Source organism: Duganella sp. Leaf126, from assembly GCF_001423125.1.
GTDB lineage: Bacteria > Pseudomonadota > Gammaproteobacteria > Burkholderiales > Burkholderiaceae_D > Rugamonas.
Genome location: NZ_LMNW01000031.1, coordinates 178,868 through 197,963 on the forward strand (window position 1 = coordinate 178,868; position 19,096 = coordinate 197,963).

Annotated in this window: 17 protein-coding genes; 6 read left to right on the forward strand and 11 right to left on the reverse strand. The window is 65.8% G+C overall.

All coding sequences use genetic code 11. The annotated features are described in order from the left end of the window. Window positions 1–73 precede the first annotated feature (73 nt). Window positions 74–1,204, forward strand: a complete 1,131-nt coding sequence (locus ASF61_RS14095) for a glycerophosphodiester phosphodiesterase (protein ID WP_373994555.1) — start codon at window positions 74–76, stop codon at window positions 1,202–1,204. A 107-nt stretch (window positions 1,205–1,311) separates the two neighbouring features. Here ASF61_RS14095 and ASF61_RS14100 read toward each other — a convergent pair whose 3' ends face one another. Both ASF61_RS14100 and ASF61_RS14105 read right to left on the reverse strand, forming a co-directional pair. Further along, a complete protein-coding gene (locus ASF61_RS14100) occupies window positions 1,312–2,070 on the reverse strand; it encodes a LytTR family DNA-binding domain-containing protein (protein WP_056158137.1) in 759 nt (252 codons plus the stop codon). Then, the gene (locus tag ASF61_RS14105; protein ID WP_056156878.1) at window positions 2,070–3,146 is read right to left on the reverse strand and encodes a sensor histidine kinase; all 1,077 of its coding nucleotides are present in this window, start codon (window positions 3,144–3,146) and stop codon (window positions 2,070–2,072) included. Before ASF61_RS14105 ends, ASF61_RS14100 begins: the two co-directional genes overlap by 1 nt. A gap of 148 nt (window positions 3,147–3,294) precedes the next feature. On the opposite strand from ASF61_RS14105, the gene ASF61_RS14110 reads away from it, so the two are divergent. Then, a complete protein-coding gene (locus ASF61_RS14110; RefSeq protein ID WP_082491684.1) occupies window positions 3,295–5,493 on the forward strand; it encodes a TonB-dependent siderophore receptor in 2,199 nt (732 codons plus the stop codon). A gap of 11 nt (window positions 5,494–5,504) precedes the next feature. Here the strand turns inward: ASF61_RS14110 and ASF61_RS14115 are convergent, their stop codons facing one another. From ASF61_RS14115 to ASF61_RS14150, 8 genes are all read right to left on the reverse strand, one after another. After that, the gene (locus tag ASF61_RS14115) at window positions 5,505–6,047 is read right to left on the reverse strand and encodes a gamma carbonic anhydrase family protein (RefSeq protein WP_056156882.1); all 543 of its coding nucleotides are present in this window, start codon (window positions 6,045–6,047) and stop codon (window positions 5,505–5,507) included. 16 nt (window positions 6,048–6,063) lie between these two features. Next, the gene (locus ASF61_RS14120) at window positions 6,064–6,681 is read right to left on the reverse strand and encodes a DUF1349 domain-containing protein (protein WP_056156884.1); all 618 of its coding nucleotides are present in this window, start codon (window positions 6,679–6,681) and stop codon (window positions 6,064–6,066) included. Between the two features lie 38 nt (window positions 6,682–6,719). Continuing rightward, on the reverse strand, window positions 6,720–7,685 hold the full coding sequence (locus tag ASF61_RS14125; protein WP_156369600.1) for a L,D-transpeptidase: 966 nt from the start codon (window positions 7,683–7,685) through the stop codon (window positions 6,720–6,722). A 73-nt stretch (window positions 7,686–7,758) separates the two neighbouring features. Next, complete coding sequence (locus ASF61_RS24125; RefSeq protein WP_229205853.1) at window positions 7,759–8,859, reverse strand: hypothetical protein; 1,101 nt, start codon at window positions 8,857–8,859, stop codon at window positions 7,759–7,761. A 2-nt stretch (window positions 8,860–8,861) separates the two neighbouring features. Then, complete coding sequence (gene ftsB, locus ASF61_RS14135) at window positions 8,862–9,203, reverse strand: cell division protein FtsB (protein ID WP_056156885.1); 342 nt, start codon at window positions 9,201–9,203, stop codon at window positions 8,862–8,864. 52 nt (window positions 9,204–9,255) lie between these two features. After that, complete coding sequence (eno, locus tag ASF61_RS14140) at window positions 9,256–10,539, reverse strand: phosphopyruvate hydratase (protein WP_056156888.1); 1,284 nt, start codon at window positions 10,537–10,539, stop codon at window positions 9,256–9,258. 204 nt (window positions 10,540–10,743) lie between these two features. Next, window positions 10,744–11,598 (reverse strand): 3-deoxy-8-phosphooctulonate synthase, encoded by an 855-nt coding sequence (kdsA, locus tag ASF61_RS14145; protein WP_056156890.1) that lies wholly within the window; start codon window positions 11,596–11,598, stop codon window positions 10,744–10,746. Next, entirely contained in the window at window positions 11,595–13,277 is a 1,683-nt protein-coding gene (locus ASF61_RS14150; protein ID WP_056156892.1) for a CTP synthase, read from the reverse strand. The genes kdsA and ASF61_RS14150 overlap by 4 nt, the downstream gene beginning before the upstream one ends. A gap of 179 nt (window positions 13,278–13,456) precedes the next feature. Between ASF61_RS14150 and ASF61_RS14155 the strand changes: the two genes are divergently transcribed. The 3 genes from ASF61_RS14155 to ASF61_RS14165 all read left to right on the forward strand — a co-directional run bounded on the left by ASF61_RS14155 (window position 13,457) and on the right by ASF61_RS14165 (window position 17,223). Beyond that, the gene (locus ASF61_RS14155) at window positions 13,457–13,882 is read left to right on the forward strand and encodes a PRC-barrel domain-containing protein (RefSeq protein ID WP_056156894.1); all 426 of its coding nucleotides are present in this window, start codon (window positions 13,457–13,459) and stop codon (window positions 13,880–13,882) included. A gap of 302 nt (window positions 13,883–14,184) precedes the next feature. Continuing rightward, on the forward strand, window positions 14,185–16,596 hold the full coding sequence (locus tag ASF61_RS14160; protein ID WP_056156896.1) for a TonB-dependent siderophore receptor: 2,412 nt from the start codon (window positions 14,185–14,187) through the stop codon (window positions 16,594–16,596). Between the two features lie 165 nt (window positions 16,597–16,761). Beyond that, window positions 16,762–17,223, forward strand: a complete 462-nt coding sequence (locus ASF61_RS14165; protein WP_056156898.1) for a DUF2844 domain-containing protein — start codon at window positions 16,762–16,764, stop codon at window positions 17,221–17,223. Here ASF61_RS14165 and ASF61_RS24130 read toward each other — a convergent pair. Further along, window positions 17,216–17,902 carry a hypothetical protein gene (locus tag ASF61_RS24130; protein WP_229205854.1) on the reverse strand — a complete coding sequence of 229 codons (687 nt, stop codon included), beginning with the start codon at window positions 17,900–17,902 and terminating at the stop codon, window positions 17,216–17,218. The genes ASF61_RS14165 and ASF61_RS24130 overlap by 8 nt on opposite strands. Here ASF61_RS24130 and ASF61_RS14170 point away from each other — a divergent pair. Further along, complete coding sequence (locus tag ASF61_RS14170; RefSeq protein WP_229205855.1) at window positions 17,868–19,088, forward strand: DUF3443 domain-containing protein; 1,221 nt, start codon at window positions 17,868–17,870, stop codon at window positions 19,086–19,088. The two genes, ASF61_RS24130 and ASF61_RS14170, sit on opposite strands and share 35 nt — an antisense overlap. Window positions 19,089–19,096: the final 8 nt, after the last annotated feature.

A 19,096-nucleotide genomic window follows, 5' to 3' on the forward strand; every position in this document is an offset into this window, starting at 1 on the left:
TGTGCCCATGCCACTACCGCGCAGCCTGTCGCGGCGCGGTTTCATCCGCACGGCAAGCGCTGCCGGCGCTTCGCTGCTGCTGCCGGCGTCGGTGCTGGCGGCGCCGGCAGCCGCCACGAATACCGTGGCCGGTGCTGTGGCCGGTGGCGACCAGTCCGGCATGCCCGGGATCGCCGCAATCGGCACCGGTGTTCAGCCCAGGCCGCTGGTGTTCGGCCACCGCGGCGCCAGCGCGCTGCGTCCCGAGCACACGCTGGCGTCGTACGCCAAGGCCATCGTCGATGGCGCCGACTACGTCGAGCCGGACCTGTGCGCGACCAAGGACGGCGTGCTGGTGGCGCGCCACGAAGCGTTTCTCAGCGAGACCACCGACGTCGCCAGCCGCAAGGAGTTCGCCAGCCGCAAGACGCGCAAGACCATCGACGGCGACACCCACGAAGGCTGGTTCGTCGACGACTTTACGCTGGCCGAACTGAAGACGCTGCGCGCGGTCGAGCGCATTCCCCAGTACCGTCCCGGCAGCGCCGCCTACGACGGCATGTTCCAGGTGGTGACGTTCGAGGAAATCATCGACTTCGTCGCTGCCGCAGCAGCCGCGCACGGGCGCATCATCGGCATCGTGCCCGAGCTCAAGCACTCGACCTATTTCGCCAGCGTCGGTCTGCCGCTCGAAGAACGCTTCCTGTCCATCATCGCTGCCCACGACTACACGCGCCGCAACCCGCTGGAAATCCAGTCGTTCGAAGTGGCCAACCTGAAAGCCCTGCGCGCCAGGCTCGGCAGCCGCGCCAATTTGCGCCTGATGCAGCTGGTCATCACCGACAAGGTGCGGCCGATGGACGTGGCGGCAGCCGGCGGCACGCTGACCTTCGCCGAGATGTGCACGCCGGCCGGCCTGCGCGACATCGCCCGGTACGCCGACGTGGTGGCGCCACCGACCCGCGCCATCATCCCGCTGAAAAAAGACGGCAGCCTGGCGGCGCCGAGCTCGCTCGTCGAGGACGCCCACCGGGCCGGCCTGCGCGTCGAACCGTGGACCTTCCGCCCGGAAAACCATTTCCTCGCCGCCGACTTCCGCAACGGCCCCGACACGGCCCGCAACGAAGCCGGCTCTATCGCCGAAATAAAACGCTACCTCGCCACCGGCATCGACGGCTTCTTCACCGACGACCCGGCTTTGGGACGCAAAGCCCTCGCTGGCTGACCGCTGCCTTAGATACCTGGTTTGCTGTGGCGACTGGCGTGCCACCGGGCCAGGATCTCGACGCGTACCAGAGACCTGACCACTGCTGATTGATGTATTGATTATCGCTATGACGTCTGCCTCGCCAGCGCCGCCTTCACCGCCGGCAGATGGCGCTCGCTCACCGGCAGCAACTGGCCGCAGCGCAGCGCCACCACGTAGCTGCCTTCCTGCACCTGGCGCAACGCCAGCACCTCGCTGCGGCGGACCAGGATGCGGCGGTGGAGGTGCAGGAAGATGGCCGGATCGAGATAACGCATCAGCTCGGTCAAGGTGGTCCGGTGCAGCAGCACGCGCTGCGCCAGATGCAGTTCGACGTAATTGCCTGCCGTTTCCATCCACCGTACCTCGTCGAGCGCCACCCGGTCCATGCGCCCGACCGAACGCACGATCAGCTCGGTCCAGTAACCGGGGGCAGGGTCGGTGAACTGGCGCAGCGCGCGGGCATAGGTGGCGCGCTGGTCCAGCACCGCGCGGGCCCGCTCGAGCGCCTGGTGCAGGCGGCGGTCATCGACCGGTTTGACCAGGTAGTCGAGCGCGTGAACGTCGAACGCATCGAGCGCATGATCGCGCCGGGCGGTAACGAACACGATCAGCGGTGGTGCAGCCTGCAAGCTCAGCGTGCGCGCCAGGGCAAGGCCCGACTCGCCCGGCATCTGCACATCGAGCAGCAGCAAGTCCACCTGGTGTGCGGACAGGAAGGCGCGCGCGCTGGCGGCGCTGGGACACTCGGCTGCCACCGTCCAATCGGGCAAGGCCGCCAGCGCCAGCCTGAGGTTGATGCGTGCATGCGCTTCGTCATCGACGATCACTACCTGGAATGCCATCAGTGCGCCGCCGTCCATGGCAAGCGCAGCAAGGCCACGAAGCGGCCATCGGTCTGCGCTGTCGTCAGCGACGCCAGCTTGCCGTACGCCAGGTCGAGGCGGGCGCGCATGCCGCGCAAGCCGATGCCCAGCCCTGCGGCAGGCGCCTCCTGCGGATGGACGCCATTATCGACCTGCACCAGCAGGAAGGCGCCGTCGCGGCGGAATGTGACGCCGATGTCGCTGCTGCCGGCGTGGCATTCGAGGTCGTGGCGCAGCGCGTTTTCCACCAGCGGCTGCAACAACATCGGGGGACAGTCACAATCGTCGTCGAGCAGCCCGGCGCCGTCGATCCGCACCTGCAGGCGCGGGCCGAACCGCAATTGCTGCAGGTCCAGGTAGCCGCGCACGAATTGCCATTCTTCGCGCAGGCTGACGGTGTCGCGTGTGCTGTTGGACAGCGCGTAATGCAACAGGTCGGCAAGTCGCGCCAGGCCGTCGAGCGCCAGCGGCTTGTCGTCGGTACGCACCAGCGCGCCGATTGCGCTGAGGGTGTTGAACATGAAGTGCGGTTCCAGCTGGCCGCGCAGTGCGGCCAGGCGTTGCTGTTCCAGCGCCAGGCGCATGTCGGCCAGCTCGCGCGCCTGCCCCCGGCGCTGTTGCCACAGCCGGTGCGCCACCACCACGCCGAACGCCATGGTCAGCAGCACGAACACCACGAACCATTCGAACTTGTCCATCGCCACCCAGTAGTGCCAGGCGTTGGCCAGGCCCGGTTCGAGACCGACCTTGAAGCAGCGCCGGTACGCCAGTCCCAGCATGGCCAGCGGCCAGCTCATCGCGATGAACAGAAGGTAGCCGGCAGCGATGCGCGCCGGCGTGGCAAGCCAACCGGGATGGCGCCGGTACGCCAGATCGGCCGCATAGCCGAGCAGCATCATCACCAGGTAACCGCACCACCAGCCCACGGTCATCAGCCAGAAGCTGCGATGGTCGCCGTGGCGCGTGCCGTCCAGGTAAGTACCGATGCCGGCGACGGCGCACAGCACCGTCCACAGCAGCAGATGAATGATAAGCGTGCGCAACCAGGCTGGCATAGGGATCGATGCTTGAGTAAGGAGGTAAGAAAAAAGTATAGCAGCCGGGCGCCGGCCTTCGTCCCTGAAACGGCGGCGTTCGTCACACACGGGACCAGTGCTGGCAGGCAGCGCGCTAGGCTGGCGACTTTCCCGCTTCCGGTATCCCATGACCATGCGTCGTTCATTGTTGATTGGCAGTGCGCTGCTGCTCCCTGCTGCCCCCCATGTTACGGCCATGGCCGCCGACGAAAAACAGCCCCTGCAACAAGTGGAGATCAACGGCCCCGACAGCGGGCAGCGACGGCGCGACGACAGCCTCGGTCGCATCGCGGTGGGCCGCGACGCGCTGCAACGCTACGGCGATACCTCGCTGGCCGACGTCCTCAAGCGCCAGCCCGGCCTGTCCGTGGTCGGCGGCGAACTGCGCATGCGCGGCCTCGGTGGCGGCTATACCCGGATCCTGATCGACGGCCAGCCGGCACCGGCCAACTTCGACCCCGCCACGCTGTCGCCGGACCTGGTGGAACGCGTGGAGCTACAGCGCAGCGCGCAAGCGGACGCCAGCATGCAATCGATAGCGGGCACGCTCAACATCGTGTTGCGCAAGGCCACCGGCGCAGCGCGCGGCAGCGCCAAGCTCAGCGCCGAGCGGCAGGCCGGCGTCACCAGCCCGGCGGCGACCGCGCAGTGGATCGGTCGCAACGGCTTGCTCGGCTACGGACTGACGACCACCGTCATCGTCCCGCAGCGGCGCGACGATGCCCTCACCGACAGCTACGCGCGCCGCGCCGCCGCTACCGCCAGCCAAGTGATCGTGGCGCAGCGCCGCCTGCGCGAGCGCCAGGACAGCCGCACCCGGCGTTTTACCGCGGCGCCCCGCCTCGACGCCAGACTGGACGGCGGCAGCAGCGTGACGTGGCAGGGCCTGGTCGATCTGGCGCAGCTTGCTGCCGACGGCACGCAATCGGAACACACCGTGACCGGCCTGCCCACTGCCTGGCCCGAAAACGGGTGGCGCAGCCGGTCCGATGACCGGCTGCTGAAATCCGACCTCGGCTGGGAGCAGCGTTTCGGCACATGCAAGCTGACCTTGAGAGCGGGACTGGACGCCAGCCACCGCGACAGCCGCTACCGCTTCCTTGGCGTGGACGCTGCCGGCAATGCCGGCCTGGACCGGGCCGTCGCGTCGCTGGCCGACGAGCGCCGCGCCAGCACCAGCGGCAAATACCTGGCGCCGCTCAGCGCCAGTCACGACATCGCCATCGGCTGGGACGCCTCGCGCGTGCGCCGCGCGGAGACCCGCCATCAGCGCGACAGCGGTCATGGCGACGACGCCGGTTCGGACGCGCCCGCCGTGACCACGCTCGACCAGGATTACGCGGCAACGGTGCACCAGCTGGCGCTGTTCGCGCAGGACGAGTGGACGGTCTCGCCGCGCCTGCAAGCCTACCTGGGCCTGCGCTGGGAAGGGCTGGCCACGCGGGTGGCACTGCCTGGCGCGGCCGGCGCTACCGGCGCCACCAGCACCACCGGCGCCACTAACACTACCACCACCACCGCCCGCGTCTGGAGTCCCGTGGCGCAACTGGTCTGGAAGCTGCCCGACAGCGCGCGCACGCAGTTGCGGCTGGCGCTGGCGCGCACGTATAAGGCGCCGCAGCCGCGCGACCTGGTGCCGCGCCGCTACACGGTCAACAACGACAACAGTGCTACCCAGCCCGATTACCAGGGCAATCCGCTGCTGCGCCCCGAGCTGGCCTGGGGGCTCGATGCGGCGCTCGAAGTCGGCTTTGCCCGCGACGCCATGCTCAGCGTCTCGGCCTATGCACGGCGCATCCGCGACGTGGTGCAGCGGCAGTTATGGCAGGAAAACGGCGTGTGGGTGAGCAGCCCGGTCAACCATGGCAACGCCAGCGTGCACGGACTGGAACTCGATATGCGCCTGCCGCTCATGCCCGCAGCCGGCCTCGACCTGCACGCCAACGTCGGCCGCAACTGGTCGCGGGTGGACGCGGTGGCCGGTCCCGACAACCGCCTCGGCAACCAGGCGCCGCTGACGGCGAACCTGGGGCTCGACAGGAAGACGGCCGGCGGCCTGAGCGCCGGCGCCAATCTGCGCCTGGTCGGCGGCTGGCGCGCTGCCACGGCGCAGTCGCTGACCGATACCACCGGCGTGGTGCGCGAACTGGAAGCCTATGCCGCATGGCCGGCGGCGGGCGGCCACTGGCGGCTGACACTGGCCAATCTGCTGCGCCCCGACCGCCGCTCGGCAGTGCGCTACGACGATGGCGTCGACAGCAGCGAGCGCTACACCGCGCGGCCGCAACATCCGCTGGTACGGCTGCAGTACGAGGTGCAACGCTGACGGCGCTGTCGCTAGCCGGTTACCGGCTCAGCCAGGTAATTATTCTTCACCCGCACATAATGTTCGGCCGAATACCGGAGATAGGCGATTTCCTCGGCGCTCAGGGCCCGGACCTTGGCTGCCGGACGGCCGATGTAGAGGTGGCCGCTTTCGAGCACCTTGCCGGGCGAGACCAGGCTGCCGGCGCCGACCATCACCTGGTCCTGCACCACCACGTCGTCCATGATGATCGAGCCCATGCCGATCAGGCATTCGTTGCCGATGGTGCAGCCATGCAGGATCACCGAGTGGCCGATGGTGACGTAGTCGCCGATGGTCAGCGGCGAGCCGTCCGGTTTGGCGGCGCTCTTGTGCGAGACGTGGCCCATGGCAAAGTCCTGCACATTGCTGCACTGGCCGACGACGATGCGGTTGACGTCGCCGCGCAGCACGGTGTTGCACCACACCGAGCTGTCGCGGCCGAGCTGCACGTCGCCGATCACCTGCGCCGACGGGTGGACATACACGTTGTCGTCGAGGACAGGACTGGTGCCGAGGTAGGAAGTAAGGGGCATGATGACTTTCGGTGAATTAGAGACGGCCGGGAACGAACGATAGGAAGGCGAAGCTGGCCTGGTAGCCGGCCGCCTGCGGGCTGCACGCATACAGGCCGCAGGCCACGCTGGCGGCCGCGCCGCGCTCGGCCAGGTGGGCGATGCGCAGCTGCGTCCACTGCTCGCCGTCCAGCGACGATTCGACGATGCAGTCCTCGGCCTCGGCGCGGATGCGGAACCAGACCGTATCGATGTGCTTGGGCAGCGGCTGGGTGGACCAGTCCGAATAATGGCCGTTGGTGACGACCGCGCCGAGGCGGTTGTCGCCGTCGGGCTCGAACTCCACCGAGGTCTTGAGCCAGCAGCCGTCCGACAGCCGCACCATCAGCCCGGCCTGGTCGTACTGGTGCTGCGGATGCGACGTCACCCTGGTGGTGAGCACGAAGTCGCCCTGCGCCTGCAGCGACAGGAAGTGACCGTTATCGACCTGGAAGCCATAGTGGGTGCGCTGCCAGAAATCGGTATTGGCGTCGGGCGCGATCAGCAGCGATGAGGCATCGGTGTCGATGCGCCAGTCTGCAGGCGGGCAGCGCCATTGCAGACGATCATCGAGCTCGGCATTGTCAAAGTCCTGGTACAGCGCGGTATCGGTCATGCGGCATCCTCGTTAGCAAAAACGCCAGTGTAACCCGCTCACGCCTGCAATAACACGGTCGCGCCGCGCGTAATGGCTTTCACCACTTTCATCACGTCCCAGTTGGTCAGACGGATGCAGCCATGGGACTGGGTCTTGCCGATGTTGGCCGGCTCGGGCGTGCCGTGGATGCCGTAGTGATCCTTGCTGAGGTCGATCCACGCCACGCCCACCGGGTTGTTGGGCCCGGGCGCGATGCGGGCCTTGGTCTCGCCCGGCTTGGCGTCCCAGAACAGCTTGGGGTTGTAGCGGTAGTCGGGATTGACGGCCACGCCCAGCACGGTCCAGCGCCCTTCCGGCAAGGGATCGTGCTTGCTGCCGGTACTGGCCGGGAATTGCGCGATCGGCATGCCGCCCGCGTCCAGCAAGGTCAGCGTGCCTTCGGTGGCATCGACCAGGATGGTGGCCGCCTTGGGCAGCGGCGGCGCGTTGACGACATTCGGTACCAGCAGCTGCTCGCCGGCGCGCTTGAAGGTCTTGCCGGGATTGAGCTTGCGCAGCAGCGCCGGGCTACAGTGGAACTTTTCGCCGAGCGCCTCGAGCAGACTGGCGTAACCGAGCCGGGGCAGCCTGGCCTTGTCGGCCATGGTGGCTGGCACCGGCACATACGGACCGGCGATATCGTCGGCGGTGAGCGTGTAGCTGTCGAGCGTGGGCGCCGGGTCGGTCTTGAGCGCGGTCCAGGTGGCGTCATCGAGCTTGCCGCTGACCGGCAACTGGTGCAGCTTCTGGAAACCGGTCACCGCGCGCCGCAGATTGCTGCCCACCGTGCCATCGATTTCGCCCGACGAGAAGTGGGCGCGGTCGAGCAGCACCTGGGCGCGCAGGACACTGTTGACCACGGGTGGCGCGATGGTGGCGCTGGCCGCGGTGGCGGCAGCATTGGCGTTGTTAGTAGCGGGGACAGTGGCGGCGCCGGCATGAACGCTGGCAGCGAGCAGCAGTGCAGGAATCAGGAATGTCAAAACGAACTCGGTGCTTGAAGCGGAGCCATATTGTAGCCGCAGTGCGCCAGGGCCGCTGGCACGTTACACGCCCTCAATCCGGCAGGCGGTACTTCTGGACCGTGTAGCCGAGCCGGTTGCGGTTGGCGTCGAGCCAGGCCCACAGCGCTTCGACCTGCTGGCGGTGCGCGCGGTAATAGCTGTCGTTGAAGGCCAGCCACACGCGCGTGTTGAGCAGGGGCCGGGGCAGTTGCACGATGGCGCCCTGGTAGCGCGCCAGCAGGCGCTTCACATGCTCGGGCGTTACGGTTGCCGTCACCACGCCATCGACCCGGCCCAGTTGCAGCTTGTCGATCGTGCGTGCCTGGTCGCGGGCGCCGTCGTCGATCTTCAGGCCCGCTTCGCGCAGGCGCGCGGTGTAGCCCTGTCCCAGTGCCACGCCGAGCACCTTGCTCTTGAAATATTGCATGGGATCGGTACTGGCGGGCAGCCTGTCGCGCGCGCGCACCAGCACCACCAGCGTGTTGTGCATGGCGCGGTCGACGTCGATATTGCCGCTCCTGTCGCGCGGCAGCGCGATGCCGGCGGGATAAGCGGACATTTCGCCGAGCGGCGTCATGTCAATGTCGCCATGGGCAAGCGCCAGCGGCAGGCGCGCCAGCGGCAAGCGCACGAGCGCGGGCGCGCAACCGAAGCCGGCGGCCTGGACCGCGTCGCGCATCAGGTCCACGGCGGCGCCGGGCGGCTCCGGCACCTGCTCGCCCTCGCCCATCCAGTATGGCGGGCGGTGCTGATCGATATAGCCGATGCGCAGCGGGACGCAAGTGTCGGCAGCAGCAGCATTGGCAGCAGGCGCAGGCACCTGCCCCGCAGCAGGAGTGGCTCCGGCAACGACGGCAGCGCCGGCGGTGGCAGCAGCAACTGGCGCGGCCCTGGCAGCAGAGTCGCCGTTGGCGGCAGGCGCGACGGTCGTGGCGGTAGCAGATTTAGCGGGGGTGACCGCGGCAGCGCCGGTGACTGCGGTAGCAGCTGTGACGGACCTTGCAGCGGTAGCAGCGGCAGCGCCGGTGGCAACAGTACTGGCTGTGGCGGCCCCGGCAGCGGTAGCAGCGCTGGCAACACCAGCGCCGGCATCGCCAGCCACGACGGCGGCGGCCAGCACGGTCGTCCACAGCATGATGGCGTGCCGTCTCATGGTCAGTGCGCGGCGGGCGGGTTGGCGCCTGCTGCAGGCGGCGCTGCCAGCGGCACGTTGGGCACGGCGTGGCCCTTGCCGACGATCTGCACGAAAATCTCGTTTTCCTTGATCATGCTGAGTTCGTAACGCGCGCGTTCCTCGACGGCGCCGGTGCCTTCCTTGAGGTCGCGCACTTCGGAATCGAGCTTGGCGTTGCGGGCCAGCAGTTCGGCATTTTTCTTGTGGGCCGTATCGACCTGGGCTTCGAAGTCTTTGACGCGCAGCCAGCCGCCTTTGCCCAGCCACAGCGGGTACTGGATCAGCAGCAGCAGCACTGCCAGGCCTAAGGTAATCAAACGCATGGTGTAGGGAGCATGAAAAAGCGGCCGGAGATTCCGGCCGCTCGGTACAGAATTACTTCAGGTTGTAGAAGGCGTCACGGCCCGGGTAGGAGGCGATGTCGCCCAGGTCTTCCTCGATGCGCAGCAGCTGGTTGTACTTGGCCATGCGGTCCGAGCGCGACATCGAGCCGGTCTTGATCTGCAGGGCGTTCAGGCCCACGGCGATATCGGCGATGGTCGAATCTTCGGTTTCGCCCGAGCGGTGCGAGATCACGGCCGTGTAGCCGGCGCGCTTGGCCATTTCGATGGCGGCGAAGGTTTCGGTCAGGGTGCCGATCTGGTTGATCTTGATCAGGATCGAGTTGGCGATGCCTTTCGAGATGCCTTCCTTGAGGATCTTGGTGTTGGTGACGTACAGGTCGTCGCCCACCAGCTGGACTTTCTTGCCCAGTTCCTTGGTCAGGATGGCCCAGCCGTCCCAGTCGCCTTCGTGCATCGCGTCTTCGATCGAGATGATCGGGTACTTGTCGCACCAGGTGGCCAGCAGGTTGGTGAACTCGGTAGCGGTCAGCGACAGGCCCTCGCCTTCCAGTTCGTACTTGCCGTTCTTGTAGAACTCGGACGCGGCGCAGTCCAGGCCCAGCGCGATCTGCGTGCCTGGCTCGTAGCCGGCTTCTTCGATGGCCTGGATGATCAGCTTGATCGCTTCCTCATGGTTGGCCAGCGATGGGGCGAAACCGCCTTCGTCGCCGACCGCCGTGCTCAGGCCTTTCTTGTGCAGGATTTTTTTCAGCGTGTGGAACACTTCCGCGCCGTAGCGGATCGCTTCCTTGAACGTTGGCGCGCCGACCGGGATGATCATGAATTCCTGGATGTCCAGGTTGTTGTCGGCGTGGGCGCCGCCGTTGATCACGTTCATCATCGGTACCGGCAGCTGCATGGCGCCCGAACCGCCGAAGTAGCGGTACAGCGGCAGGCCGGCTTCTTCGGCAGCAGCCTTGGCCACCGCCATCGACACGGCCAGCATGGCGTTGGCGCCCAGGCGGCTCTTGTTTTCGGTGCCGTCCAGGTCGATCAGAGTGCGGTCCAGGAAGGCTTGCTCATTGGCGTCGAGGCCCATGATCGCTTCCGAGATTTCGGTGTTGATGTTTTCGCAGGCTTGCAGCACGCCCTTGCCGAAGTAACGCTTCGGATCGCCGTCGCGCAGTTCGATCGCTTCGCGCGAACCGGTCGAGGCGCCCGATGGCACCGCAGCGCGGCCCATCACGCCGGATTCCAGCAGCACGTCGCATTCGACGGTCGGATTGCCGCGCGAATCGATGACTTCACGGCCGATAATATCAACAATAGCACTCATTTAATTCTCCAAAGTTAGACGAAACAGTGTGCGCTCGATGCGTCTTGCGCGCATTGGGCGAGTCAGAATACAGGGAATATAACGGGAAATGCACCCGGCGCGCGCAAGTTTGGCAGGCGCACCGGGCATGTTGCTTCAGAGGCCGTTTCAAAAAGCGCGCAGCGTTGTGGCAGCTGCCCGCTGCGCGCATGTGGAAACAAGCTCTCAGTTGAAGCTGTTTTCAAGGAATCCAGCTTTTTTGGTGATACGGTCCAGCTCGATCAGGGTCGACAGCAGTTCCTTCATGCGGCCCAGCGGCACCGCGTTGGGGCCGTCCGACAGCGCTTCGGCCGGGTTCGGATGGGTTTCCATGAACAGGCCGTCGACGCCGACCGCCACGGCAGCGCGCGACAGCACCGGCACCATCTCGCGCATGCCGCCCGACGACGTGCCGTTCCCGCCCGGCAGCTGCACCGAGTGGGTGGCGTCGAACACGACCGGGCAGTTCGATTCGCGCATGATGGCCAGCGAGCGCATGTCGGACACCAGGTTGTTGTAACCGAACGAGGCGCCGCGTTCGCAGGCCATGAAGTTGTCCTCGGAAAGACCGGCTGCCCTGGCGGCGGCGCGGGCCTTGTCGATCACGTTCTTCATGTCGTGCGGAGCCAGGAACTGGCCCTTCTTGATGTTGACCGGCAGGCCGGACTGGGCGCAGGCGACGATGAAGTCGGTCTGGCGGCACAAAAAGGCCGGCGTCTGCAGCACATCGACCACGGCCGAGACTTCGGCGATTTCATCGACCGAGTGGACGTCGGTCAGCACCGGCACGCCGAGCTCGCGCTTGACGTCGCCGAGGATCTCGAGGCCCTTCTCGCGGCCGGGACCGCGATAGGTGGCGCCGGACGAGCGGTTGGCCTTGTCGAACGAGGACTTGTAGATGAACGGGATGCCCAGTTCGGCGGTCATTTCCTTGAGGATGCCGGCCGTGTCGAACGCCATCTGGCGCGACTCGATCACGCAGGTGCCGGCGATCAGGAAGAACGGTTTATCGAGGCCGACGTCGAATCCGCACAGTTTCATGCCGCTTCTCCTTGCAGTGGTTGCGCTGGCTGCACCCCGGCGCCAGCGGCCTTGTGGGCCAGGGCAGCCTTGATGTACGAGGTAAACAGCGGGTGGCCGTCACGCGGGGTCGATTTGAATTCCGGGTGGTACTGCACGCCCATGTACCACGGGTGGGCATTGTCGCCGGTACGCGGCAATTCCATGATTTCGCACAGGTCTTCGGTCGGGGTACGGGCCGCCACCACCAGGCCGGCCGCTTCCACGCGCGGCAGGTAGTGGTTGTTGGCTTCGTAGCGGTGACGGTGACGCTCGGTCACCACCGCGCCGTAGATCTCGGCCGCCAGCGTGCCCGGCTTGATGGCGCAGGTTTGCGCGCCCAGGCGCATGGTGCCGCCGAGGTCCGAGTTCTCGTCGCGCTTTTCGACCTTGCCGTCCTGGCCTTGCCATTCGTCGATCAGCGCCACCACCGGCTGCGCGGTGTCGAGGTCGAATTCGGTGGAATTGGCGCTGGTCAGGCCGGCCTTGTGGCGCGCGTATTCGATCAGCGCCACCTGCATGCCCAGGCAGATGCCCAGGTAAGGGATCTTGTTTTCGCGGGCAAACTGCGCGGCCATGATCTTGCCTTCCACGCCACGCTTGCCGAAGCCGCCCGGCACCAGGATGGCGTCGTACTTGGCCAGCGCGGCGCAGCCGGTGGTCTCGATGTCTTCCGAATCGATGTACTCGATGTTGACCTTCGACTCGTTGTGGATGCCGGCGTGACGCAGCGCTTCGGTCAGCGACTTGTACGACTCGGTCAGCTCGACGTATTTGCCGACCATGCCGATCGACACTTCCGTCTTCGGATGCTCGAGCGTGTAAATCAGTTTGCTCCAGACCGACAGGTCGGCCGGCGCCGGGTTCAGGTCGAGCGCGTCGCAGATGATCGCGTCCAGGCCCTGGTCGTGCAGCATCTGCGGCACCTTGTAGATGGTGTCGACGTCCCACACGGAAATCACGCCCGCTTCCTCGATGTTCGAGAACAGCGAAATCTTGGCGCGCTCGTCATCGGGAATCGGACGGTCGGCGCGGCACAGCAGCGCGTTCGGGAAGATGCCGATTTCGCGCAGCTTCTGCACCGAGTGCTGGGTAGGCTTGGTTTTCAGTTCGCCGGCCGAGGCGATGTACGGCACCAGCGTCAGGTGGACAAACGCGGCGTTCTTGCGGCCGGCGCGCAGGCTCAGCTGGCGCGCCGCTTCGAGGAACGGCAGCGACTCGATATCGCCGACGGTGCCGCCGATTTCGCACAGGGCCACGTCGTAGCCTTCGGCGCCGCGGCGGATGTAGTCCTGAATTTCGTTGGTGATGTGCGGGATGACCTGCACGGTTTTACCGAGATACTCGCCGCGGCGTTCCTTGCGGATCACCGATTCGTAGATCTGGCCGGTGGTGAAGTTGTTCACCTTTTTCATGCGGGTGGAAATGAAGCGCTCGTAGTGGCCGAGATCGAGGTCGGTTTCGGCGCCGTCGTCGGTGACGAACACTTCGCCGTGCTGCATGGGGCTCATGGTGCCCGGATCGACGTTGATGTACGGATCGAGCTTGAGCATGGTGACTTTGAGACCGCGCGATTCGAGGATGGCGGCGAGGGAGGCGGCGGCGATCCCTTTACCAAGGGAAGACACAACGCCACCGGTGACGAAGACAAATTTGGTCATTGCAGATGGTGCCGAACGGCACGTGCGGGAAATTGAAATTATATCCTAAAACCGCCGAACCAGCAGCATTGCCCCGGGATAATTCGGCTTCGCCAGCCCCCGGCGACTGTGGCAAACCGTACAGACGGCGCGCCCCGACGAGATAAAAATGACAACTCAATAACCGACAGGAGATCACCATGAGCTATACCGAACGCGACCCATACGGCATGTACGTGGACAATGGCCGCAAGGGCCCGGGACCTGAACTGATGGGCGCCGACACCCTGATTGGCGACCACGTGCACAACCTGCAGAACGAGCACCTGGGCGAGATCAAGGAAATCATGCTCGACATGCGCACCGGCAAAATCGCCTACGCGGTGATGGCCCACGGCGGCGTGCTGACCATCGGCGAAAAACTGTTCGCGGTTCCGTGGGAAGCGCTGACGCTCGACACCATCAACAAGCGTTTCACGCTCAATATCGACAAGGAGCGCATCGAGAACGCGCCCGGTTTCGACAAGGACAACTGGCCCAATATGGCAAACCAGACCTGGGCCTCGCAGATCGACAGCTATTACGGCACCACCCGCCACAGCAGCCTCAATTCCCCGATCGATTAAGGGAACCTCGTCAAACCTGCTGCGCGACCCGCTATCGCCTCTCCGTTGCTCGGCGTACCTCCGTACGCTTGCGCGACGCAAGACGGTAGCGGGCGGCCCGCCACGGTTTTTCAAGGCCCCTGAACAGTGGGTGCGCCGAAACCACTTTATTTTAAGGGTGAATCACCGTTCTCCGTAAAACTACGTAACGTTGAAACCTTAAAACAACAGTAATAATGTTTGATCCGCCAAAGCGTGAAAAATAAGCATGTTCTGATGAGCAATCTGACTAGAATCGGATTTTTATTCATCGGAGATGCCACGTGTTTGCAGTGACCCATTTGCGTAAAGCCGTCTTATTCAGCCTGTACGGCGCCTCGGCCATCACCACCCTCACCCTGACGCCCGGCGCCCACGCCCAGACCGGCACCCAGGCATCCGACGCCTCGGCCATGCAATCGGTCACCGTGGTCGGGTCGCGCCGCGCCACCTCGTCGTCCACCGACACCGTGGTCCCGGTCGATCTGATTCCGATGAATAAACAGGCCGAGCAAGGCGGCCAGTTCGACCTGGCGCAGACGCTGACCTATATCTCCCCGTCGTTCAACTCCACGCGCCAGAGCGGCGCCGACGGCGCCGACCTGGTCGATTCGGCCGCGCTGCGCGGCCTCGGCTCGGACCAGACCCTGGTGCTGGTCAACGGCAAGCGCCGCCACACCACGGCGCTGGTCAACCTGTTCGGTGCGCGTAACCGCGGCAACACCGGCACCGACCTCAATGCGATCCCGATGCTGGCGATCAGGGATGTGCAGATCCTGCGCGACGGCGCCGCCGCCCAGTACGGCTCGGATGCGATTGCCGGCGTGATGGACGTCAGCCTCAAGAAGAGCAAGGGCTGCGAAGCGATCGCCGGCTACAGCCAGTACTCGGCCGGCGACGGCCAGAACTGGCTCGGTTCGGCCTACTGCGGCTTCGACCTGGGCAACGGCGGCGTGCTGGCCCTGACCGGCGAGTACCTGGACCGCGGCCGCTCCAACCGCGCCGAGCCCGACAATCCGCGCATCATCGGCGATACCAAGACCGAGAGCCAGACCGTCTACGCCAACGGCGAACTGCCGACCACCGGCAACGGCCGCCTGTACTTCACGGCCGGTGCGCAAAAGCGCGACGGTTCGAGCGCAGCGTTCGCGCGCGGCGGCATCGGGTCGGACGACATTCCGAGCCGTAATTCGGCTGCCATGTACCCGAACGGTTTCGTTCCCTTCATCAACGCCAGGATCGAGGACCGCACGGCCATCCTCGGCCACCGCATCGAGCTCGGCGGCTGGAATACCGACATCTCGCAGACGTACGGCTATAACAAGATGAAGTACGACATCACCAACACCATCAACGCCTCGATCGCCAATCTCGACCTGCAAAACGGCGGCCGCGGCGTCAGCGCCAGCGCGTTCAATGCGGGCGGCTTCTCGTTCCAGCAAATGACCACCAACCTCGACCTCAGCCGCTACTACGACGGCGTCATGGGCAAGGGCTTGAACGTGGCGTTCGGCGGCGAATACCGGCGCGAACAGTTCAAGATCTTTGCCGGCGAGCCGGGCTCGTACATCGACGCCGACGGCGTGGGCAACGGCGGCAATGCCGGCAGCCAGGGCTTCCCCGGCTTCCAGCCCGGCGACGTGACCAACGCCAAGCGTCACAGCAATGCGGCCTACCTTGACCTGGAGGCGGACCTGACCGACGCCATCAAGACCCAGGCCGCCGTGCGCTACGAAAAATTCAGCGACTTCGGCTCCACCGTGACCGGCAAGCTGGCCGGCAGCATCCGCACCACCGACAGCGTGCTGCTGCGCGGTTCGGCCAGCACCGGCTTCCGCGCACCATCGCTGCAGCAAAGCCATCTGTCCACCACCTTCACCGACTTCATCGGCGGCGTGCCGAAGGAAGTGGTGCTGGCGCCGAACGGCGGCGTGGTGGCCAACGCGGCCGGCATTCCCAAGCTGAAGGAAGAAAAATCGACCAGCTTCACGCTGGGCACCACCTGGACCCCGAGCCAGGCGGTTTCGCTGACGGCCGATGTGTACCACATCAAGATCAAGGACCGCATCGTGCTGTCGGGGCGCTTTACTGCCGACAACTACCCGGACCTGGCCACGCGCCTGGCCGCGCTGGGCGTGGGCGAAGCGCAGTTCTTCGTCAACTCGGCCGACACCAAGACCCAGGGCATCGACCTGACCGCCTCGCACAAGGCCACGGTGATGGGCGGCCGCCTGAACACCTTCCTGGCCATGAACGTGAGCAAGACCGAGGTGACCGATGTCCATGCGCCCGCTGCGCTGCGCGGTTTCGAAGACGTGCTGCTGTCGGAAAAGGAAAGGCTGTACATCGAACAGGGCGCACCGCGCTCGAAATTCACGCTCGGCTTCAACTACGGTCTCGGCGACTGGGACACCGACCTCAAGATCATCCACTTCGGTCCGCAGACGCTGGGCACCTTCGATGGCACCGCCGCCGGGGTGCCGAACCAGCACTACAAGTCGAAAACCTCGGCCGACCTGGCATTTACCTACAATATCAGCAAGGATGTGAAGCTGACGTTCGGCGGCAACAACCTGTTCAACGCCAGGCCGACCAGCCAGGATCCGGACCAGACCGACAATGGTTTCAAATATGAAAGCGTGCAGTTCGGTCTGAACGGCACCTCGTACTTCAGCCGCCTGTGGGTCAAGTTCTAAACTGAATCTGTTATAGCTTCGACATCGAAGCCGCCATTCCTTCACGGAATTGGCGGCTTTTTCGTTGCAGGTGCAGCGTAACGTTTGCTTACAGCTGCTTAACTCCGTCCAACTTCTGCCCACAATACACTATACTCATCTTTACCATAAGCAACGGAACGTCCCATGCGCCCCGCCCTCTCCCTGATTTTTCTCGCTGCGCTGCTGCCCAGCCTCCCTGCTGTTGCCGCCCTCGGCAGTACGCCGTCCGACTTCGGCGGCACACCGGTACGGACCGCGCGCAGCCTGAGCCAGGCGCCAGCCGGCAGCGCCATGGCCGTCTACACCATCAGCCAGAGCACGCTCGACAGCGGCACCCTGGTGCGTGAATACATGGACGCCAGCGGCCAGGTGTTTGCCGTGAGCTGGAGCGGCCCGACCCTGCCCGACCTGCGCACCCTGCTTGGCGCCAAGTTCAGCGCCCTGACCGACGCCACCGGCCGGCGCACCCAGGCCGGCCACTCGCAGCTGGCGCTGCAGCAGTCCGACGTGGTCATCGTCTCGAGCGGCCATATGCGCGCGTTCGCCGGCCACGCCTTCATCCCGTCGGCAGTGCCGGCCGGGTTTGACACCACCACGATCAACTGAGGAAGTTCCGCATGATCAGCCTGCTGCAACGCGCTCGCGCGGTATTGCTTCCTGCCCGCCCGGCGCTCACGTCCGATATTTGTGCCACCGCCGGCCTGCCTGCCAGGTCGGCGCGGTCCGGCGCGTCCGCTACTGCAGCCACCGCTGTCGCAACATTGCTGTGCCTGGTGCTGAGCGCCTGCGGCGGCGGTTCGTCCGGCGGCAGTACCAGCACGAGTACCGGCACCACGCCTGCCGGCACGACGCCGGCCGGCAACACGCCGGCGCCCGTGGTCAGCATCAGCGCCACGCCCACCGCCACCACGGTCGGCCAGGTCGTGACGCTGACCTGGAGCGTGAGCAACCCTGCCGGCACCACCTGCACCGCCTCGGACGCCTGGAGCGGCACGGTCGCTACCAGCGGCACGCAAACCGTCACCGCCGGCGCGGCCGGCACGGCGCGGTATGCGCTCACCTGCAGCGGCGTCACCAGCAGCACCTCGGTCACCATCAGCACGCCGCCGCCGGCGCCCACGGTCAGCATGACGCTGGCGCCGGCGTCGATCACCACGGCCCAGACCTCGGTACTGAGCTGGTCGTCGGCCAACGCCAGCAGCTGCACGGCCAGCGGCGCCTGGATCGGCACCAAGGCGGCGTCCGGATCGGTGACGGTATCGTCGGCGGTGGCAGGCAATATCACGTACAGCCTGCGCTGTACCGGCGATGGCGGCGAGGCCGACGCCAGCGTCTCGCTGGGCGTGACCGCGCCGCTCAGCAACAGCGTGCCGATCACGGTGGACAACGGTCCGGCCGGCGCCAGCGGCGTGATCAATGTGCCGTACGTGAACGTGACCATCTGCACGCCGGGCACCAGCACCTGCCAGACCATCGACCACGTGCTGCTCGATACCGGTTCCTACGGCCTGCGCGTGCTCGCTTCCGCGCTCGATGGCAGCATCGCCCTGCCGGCGGTACAGGCTGCCGGCGGCGCCAGCGCCGGCGAGTGCGGCAAGTTCATCAGCGGCTATACCTGGGGGTCGGTGCGCCAGGCCGATGTCAGGATGGCCGACGAGGTAGCGTCCGGCATTTCGGTGCAGGTGATCGGCGACACCGACGCTAATTTCGCGACCACGCCATCGAGTTGCAGCAGCGCCGGCAACAATCTCGGTTCGCTCGGCGCCATCGGCGCCAAGGGCATCCTCGGCGTGGGCCTGTTCAAGCACGACTGCGGTCAGGCGTGCGCGCAGGCGCCGATCAGCGGCACCTATTATGCGTGCACGGCCGGCAGCTGCACCGCCAGCGCCATGGCGCTGGCCACGCAGGTGACCAACCCGGTGGCGTCGTTTGCCGTGAATAACAACGGCGTTCTGCTGAGCCTGCCGACGGTGGGCCCCAACGGCCTGACCTCGGTCAGCGGCACGCTGGTCTTTGGCGTCAACACGCAAAGCAATAACATGATCGCCAATGAAACGCTGTACCGGGCCAACAGCAGCGGCAACTTCAGCACCACGTACAAGAACAAGACCTATAACGCCAGCTTCATCGACAGCGGCTCGAACGGCTATTTCTTCAACGACAGCGACATCCGCACCTGTTCAGGCGGCGATTTCTTCTGCCCTGCCGCCACGCTGGCGCTCTCCGCCCTGAACACGGCAGCGGACAACAGTGCCAGCGGCGTGGTCAACTTCAACATCGTCAACCTGGTGCAACTGCCCTCGACCATTCGCGCGGCCCAGGTGGGCGGCACGCTGAGCGGCTCGGCCTCGTCGGGCACGGCCTTCAACTGGGGACTGCCGTTCTTCTACGGGCGGCGGGTCTTCGTGGTGATGGACGGGGCGGCGGTTGGCGGCAATGCCGGTAGTCAGGGGCCGTTGTGGGCGTATTGATGTGTCAC

Excerpts from the sequence above, each read along its gene's own strand:
- ASF61_RS14105 (WP_056156878.1), bottom strand. The coding sequence starts at position 3,146 with ATGCCAGCCTGGTTGCGCACGCTTATCATTCATCTGCTGCTGTGGACG.
- ASF61_RS14115 (WP_056156882.1), bottom strand. The coding sequence starts at position 6,047 with ATGCCCCTTACTTCCTACCTCGGCACCAGTCCTGTCCTCGACGACAAC.
- ftsB (WP_056156885.1), bottom strand. The coding sequence starts at position 9,203 with ATGCGTTTGATTACCTTAGGCCTGGCAGTGCTGCTGCTGCTGATCCAG.
- ASF61_RS14110 (WP_082491684.1), top strand. The coding sequence starts at position 3,295 with ATGACCATGCGTCGTTCATTGTTGATTGGCAGTGCGCTGCTGCTCCCT.
- ASF61_RS14120 (WP_056156884.1), bottom strand. The coding sequence starts at position 6,681 with ATGACCGATACCGCGCTGTACCAGGACTTTGACAATGCCGAGCTCGAT.
- ASF61_RS14165 (WP_056156898.1), top strand. The coding sequence starts at position 16,762 with ATGCGCCCCGCCCTCTCCCTGATTTTTCTCGCTGCGCTGCTGCCCAGC.
- ASF61_RS14155 (WP_056156894.1), top strand. The coding sequence starts at position 13,457 with ATGAGCTATACCGAACGCGACCCATACGGCATGTACGTGGACAATGGC.
- ASF61_RS14150 (WP_056156892.1), bottom strand. The coding sequence starts at position 13,277 with ATGACCAAATTTGTCTTCGTCACCGGTGGCGTTGTGTCTTCCCTTGGT.
- ASF61_RS24125 (WP_229205853.1), bottom strand. The coding sequence starts at position 8,859 with ATGAGACGGCACGCCATCATGCTGTGGACGACCGTGCTGGCCGCCGCC.
- eno (WP_056156888.1), bottom strand. The coding sequence starts at position 10,539 with ATGAGTGCTATTGTTGATATTATCGGCCGTGAAGTCATCGATTCGCGC.
- ASF61_RS14100 (WP_056158137.1), bottom strand. The coding sequence starts at position 2,070 with ATGGCATTCCAGGTAGTGATCGTCGATGACGAAGCGCATGCACGCATC.
- kdsA (WP_056156890.1), bottom strand. The coding sequence starts at position 11,598 with ATGAAACTGTGCGGATTCGACGTCGGCCTCGATAAACCGTTCTTCCTG.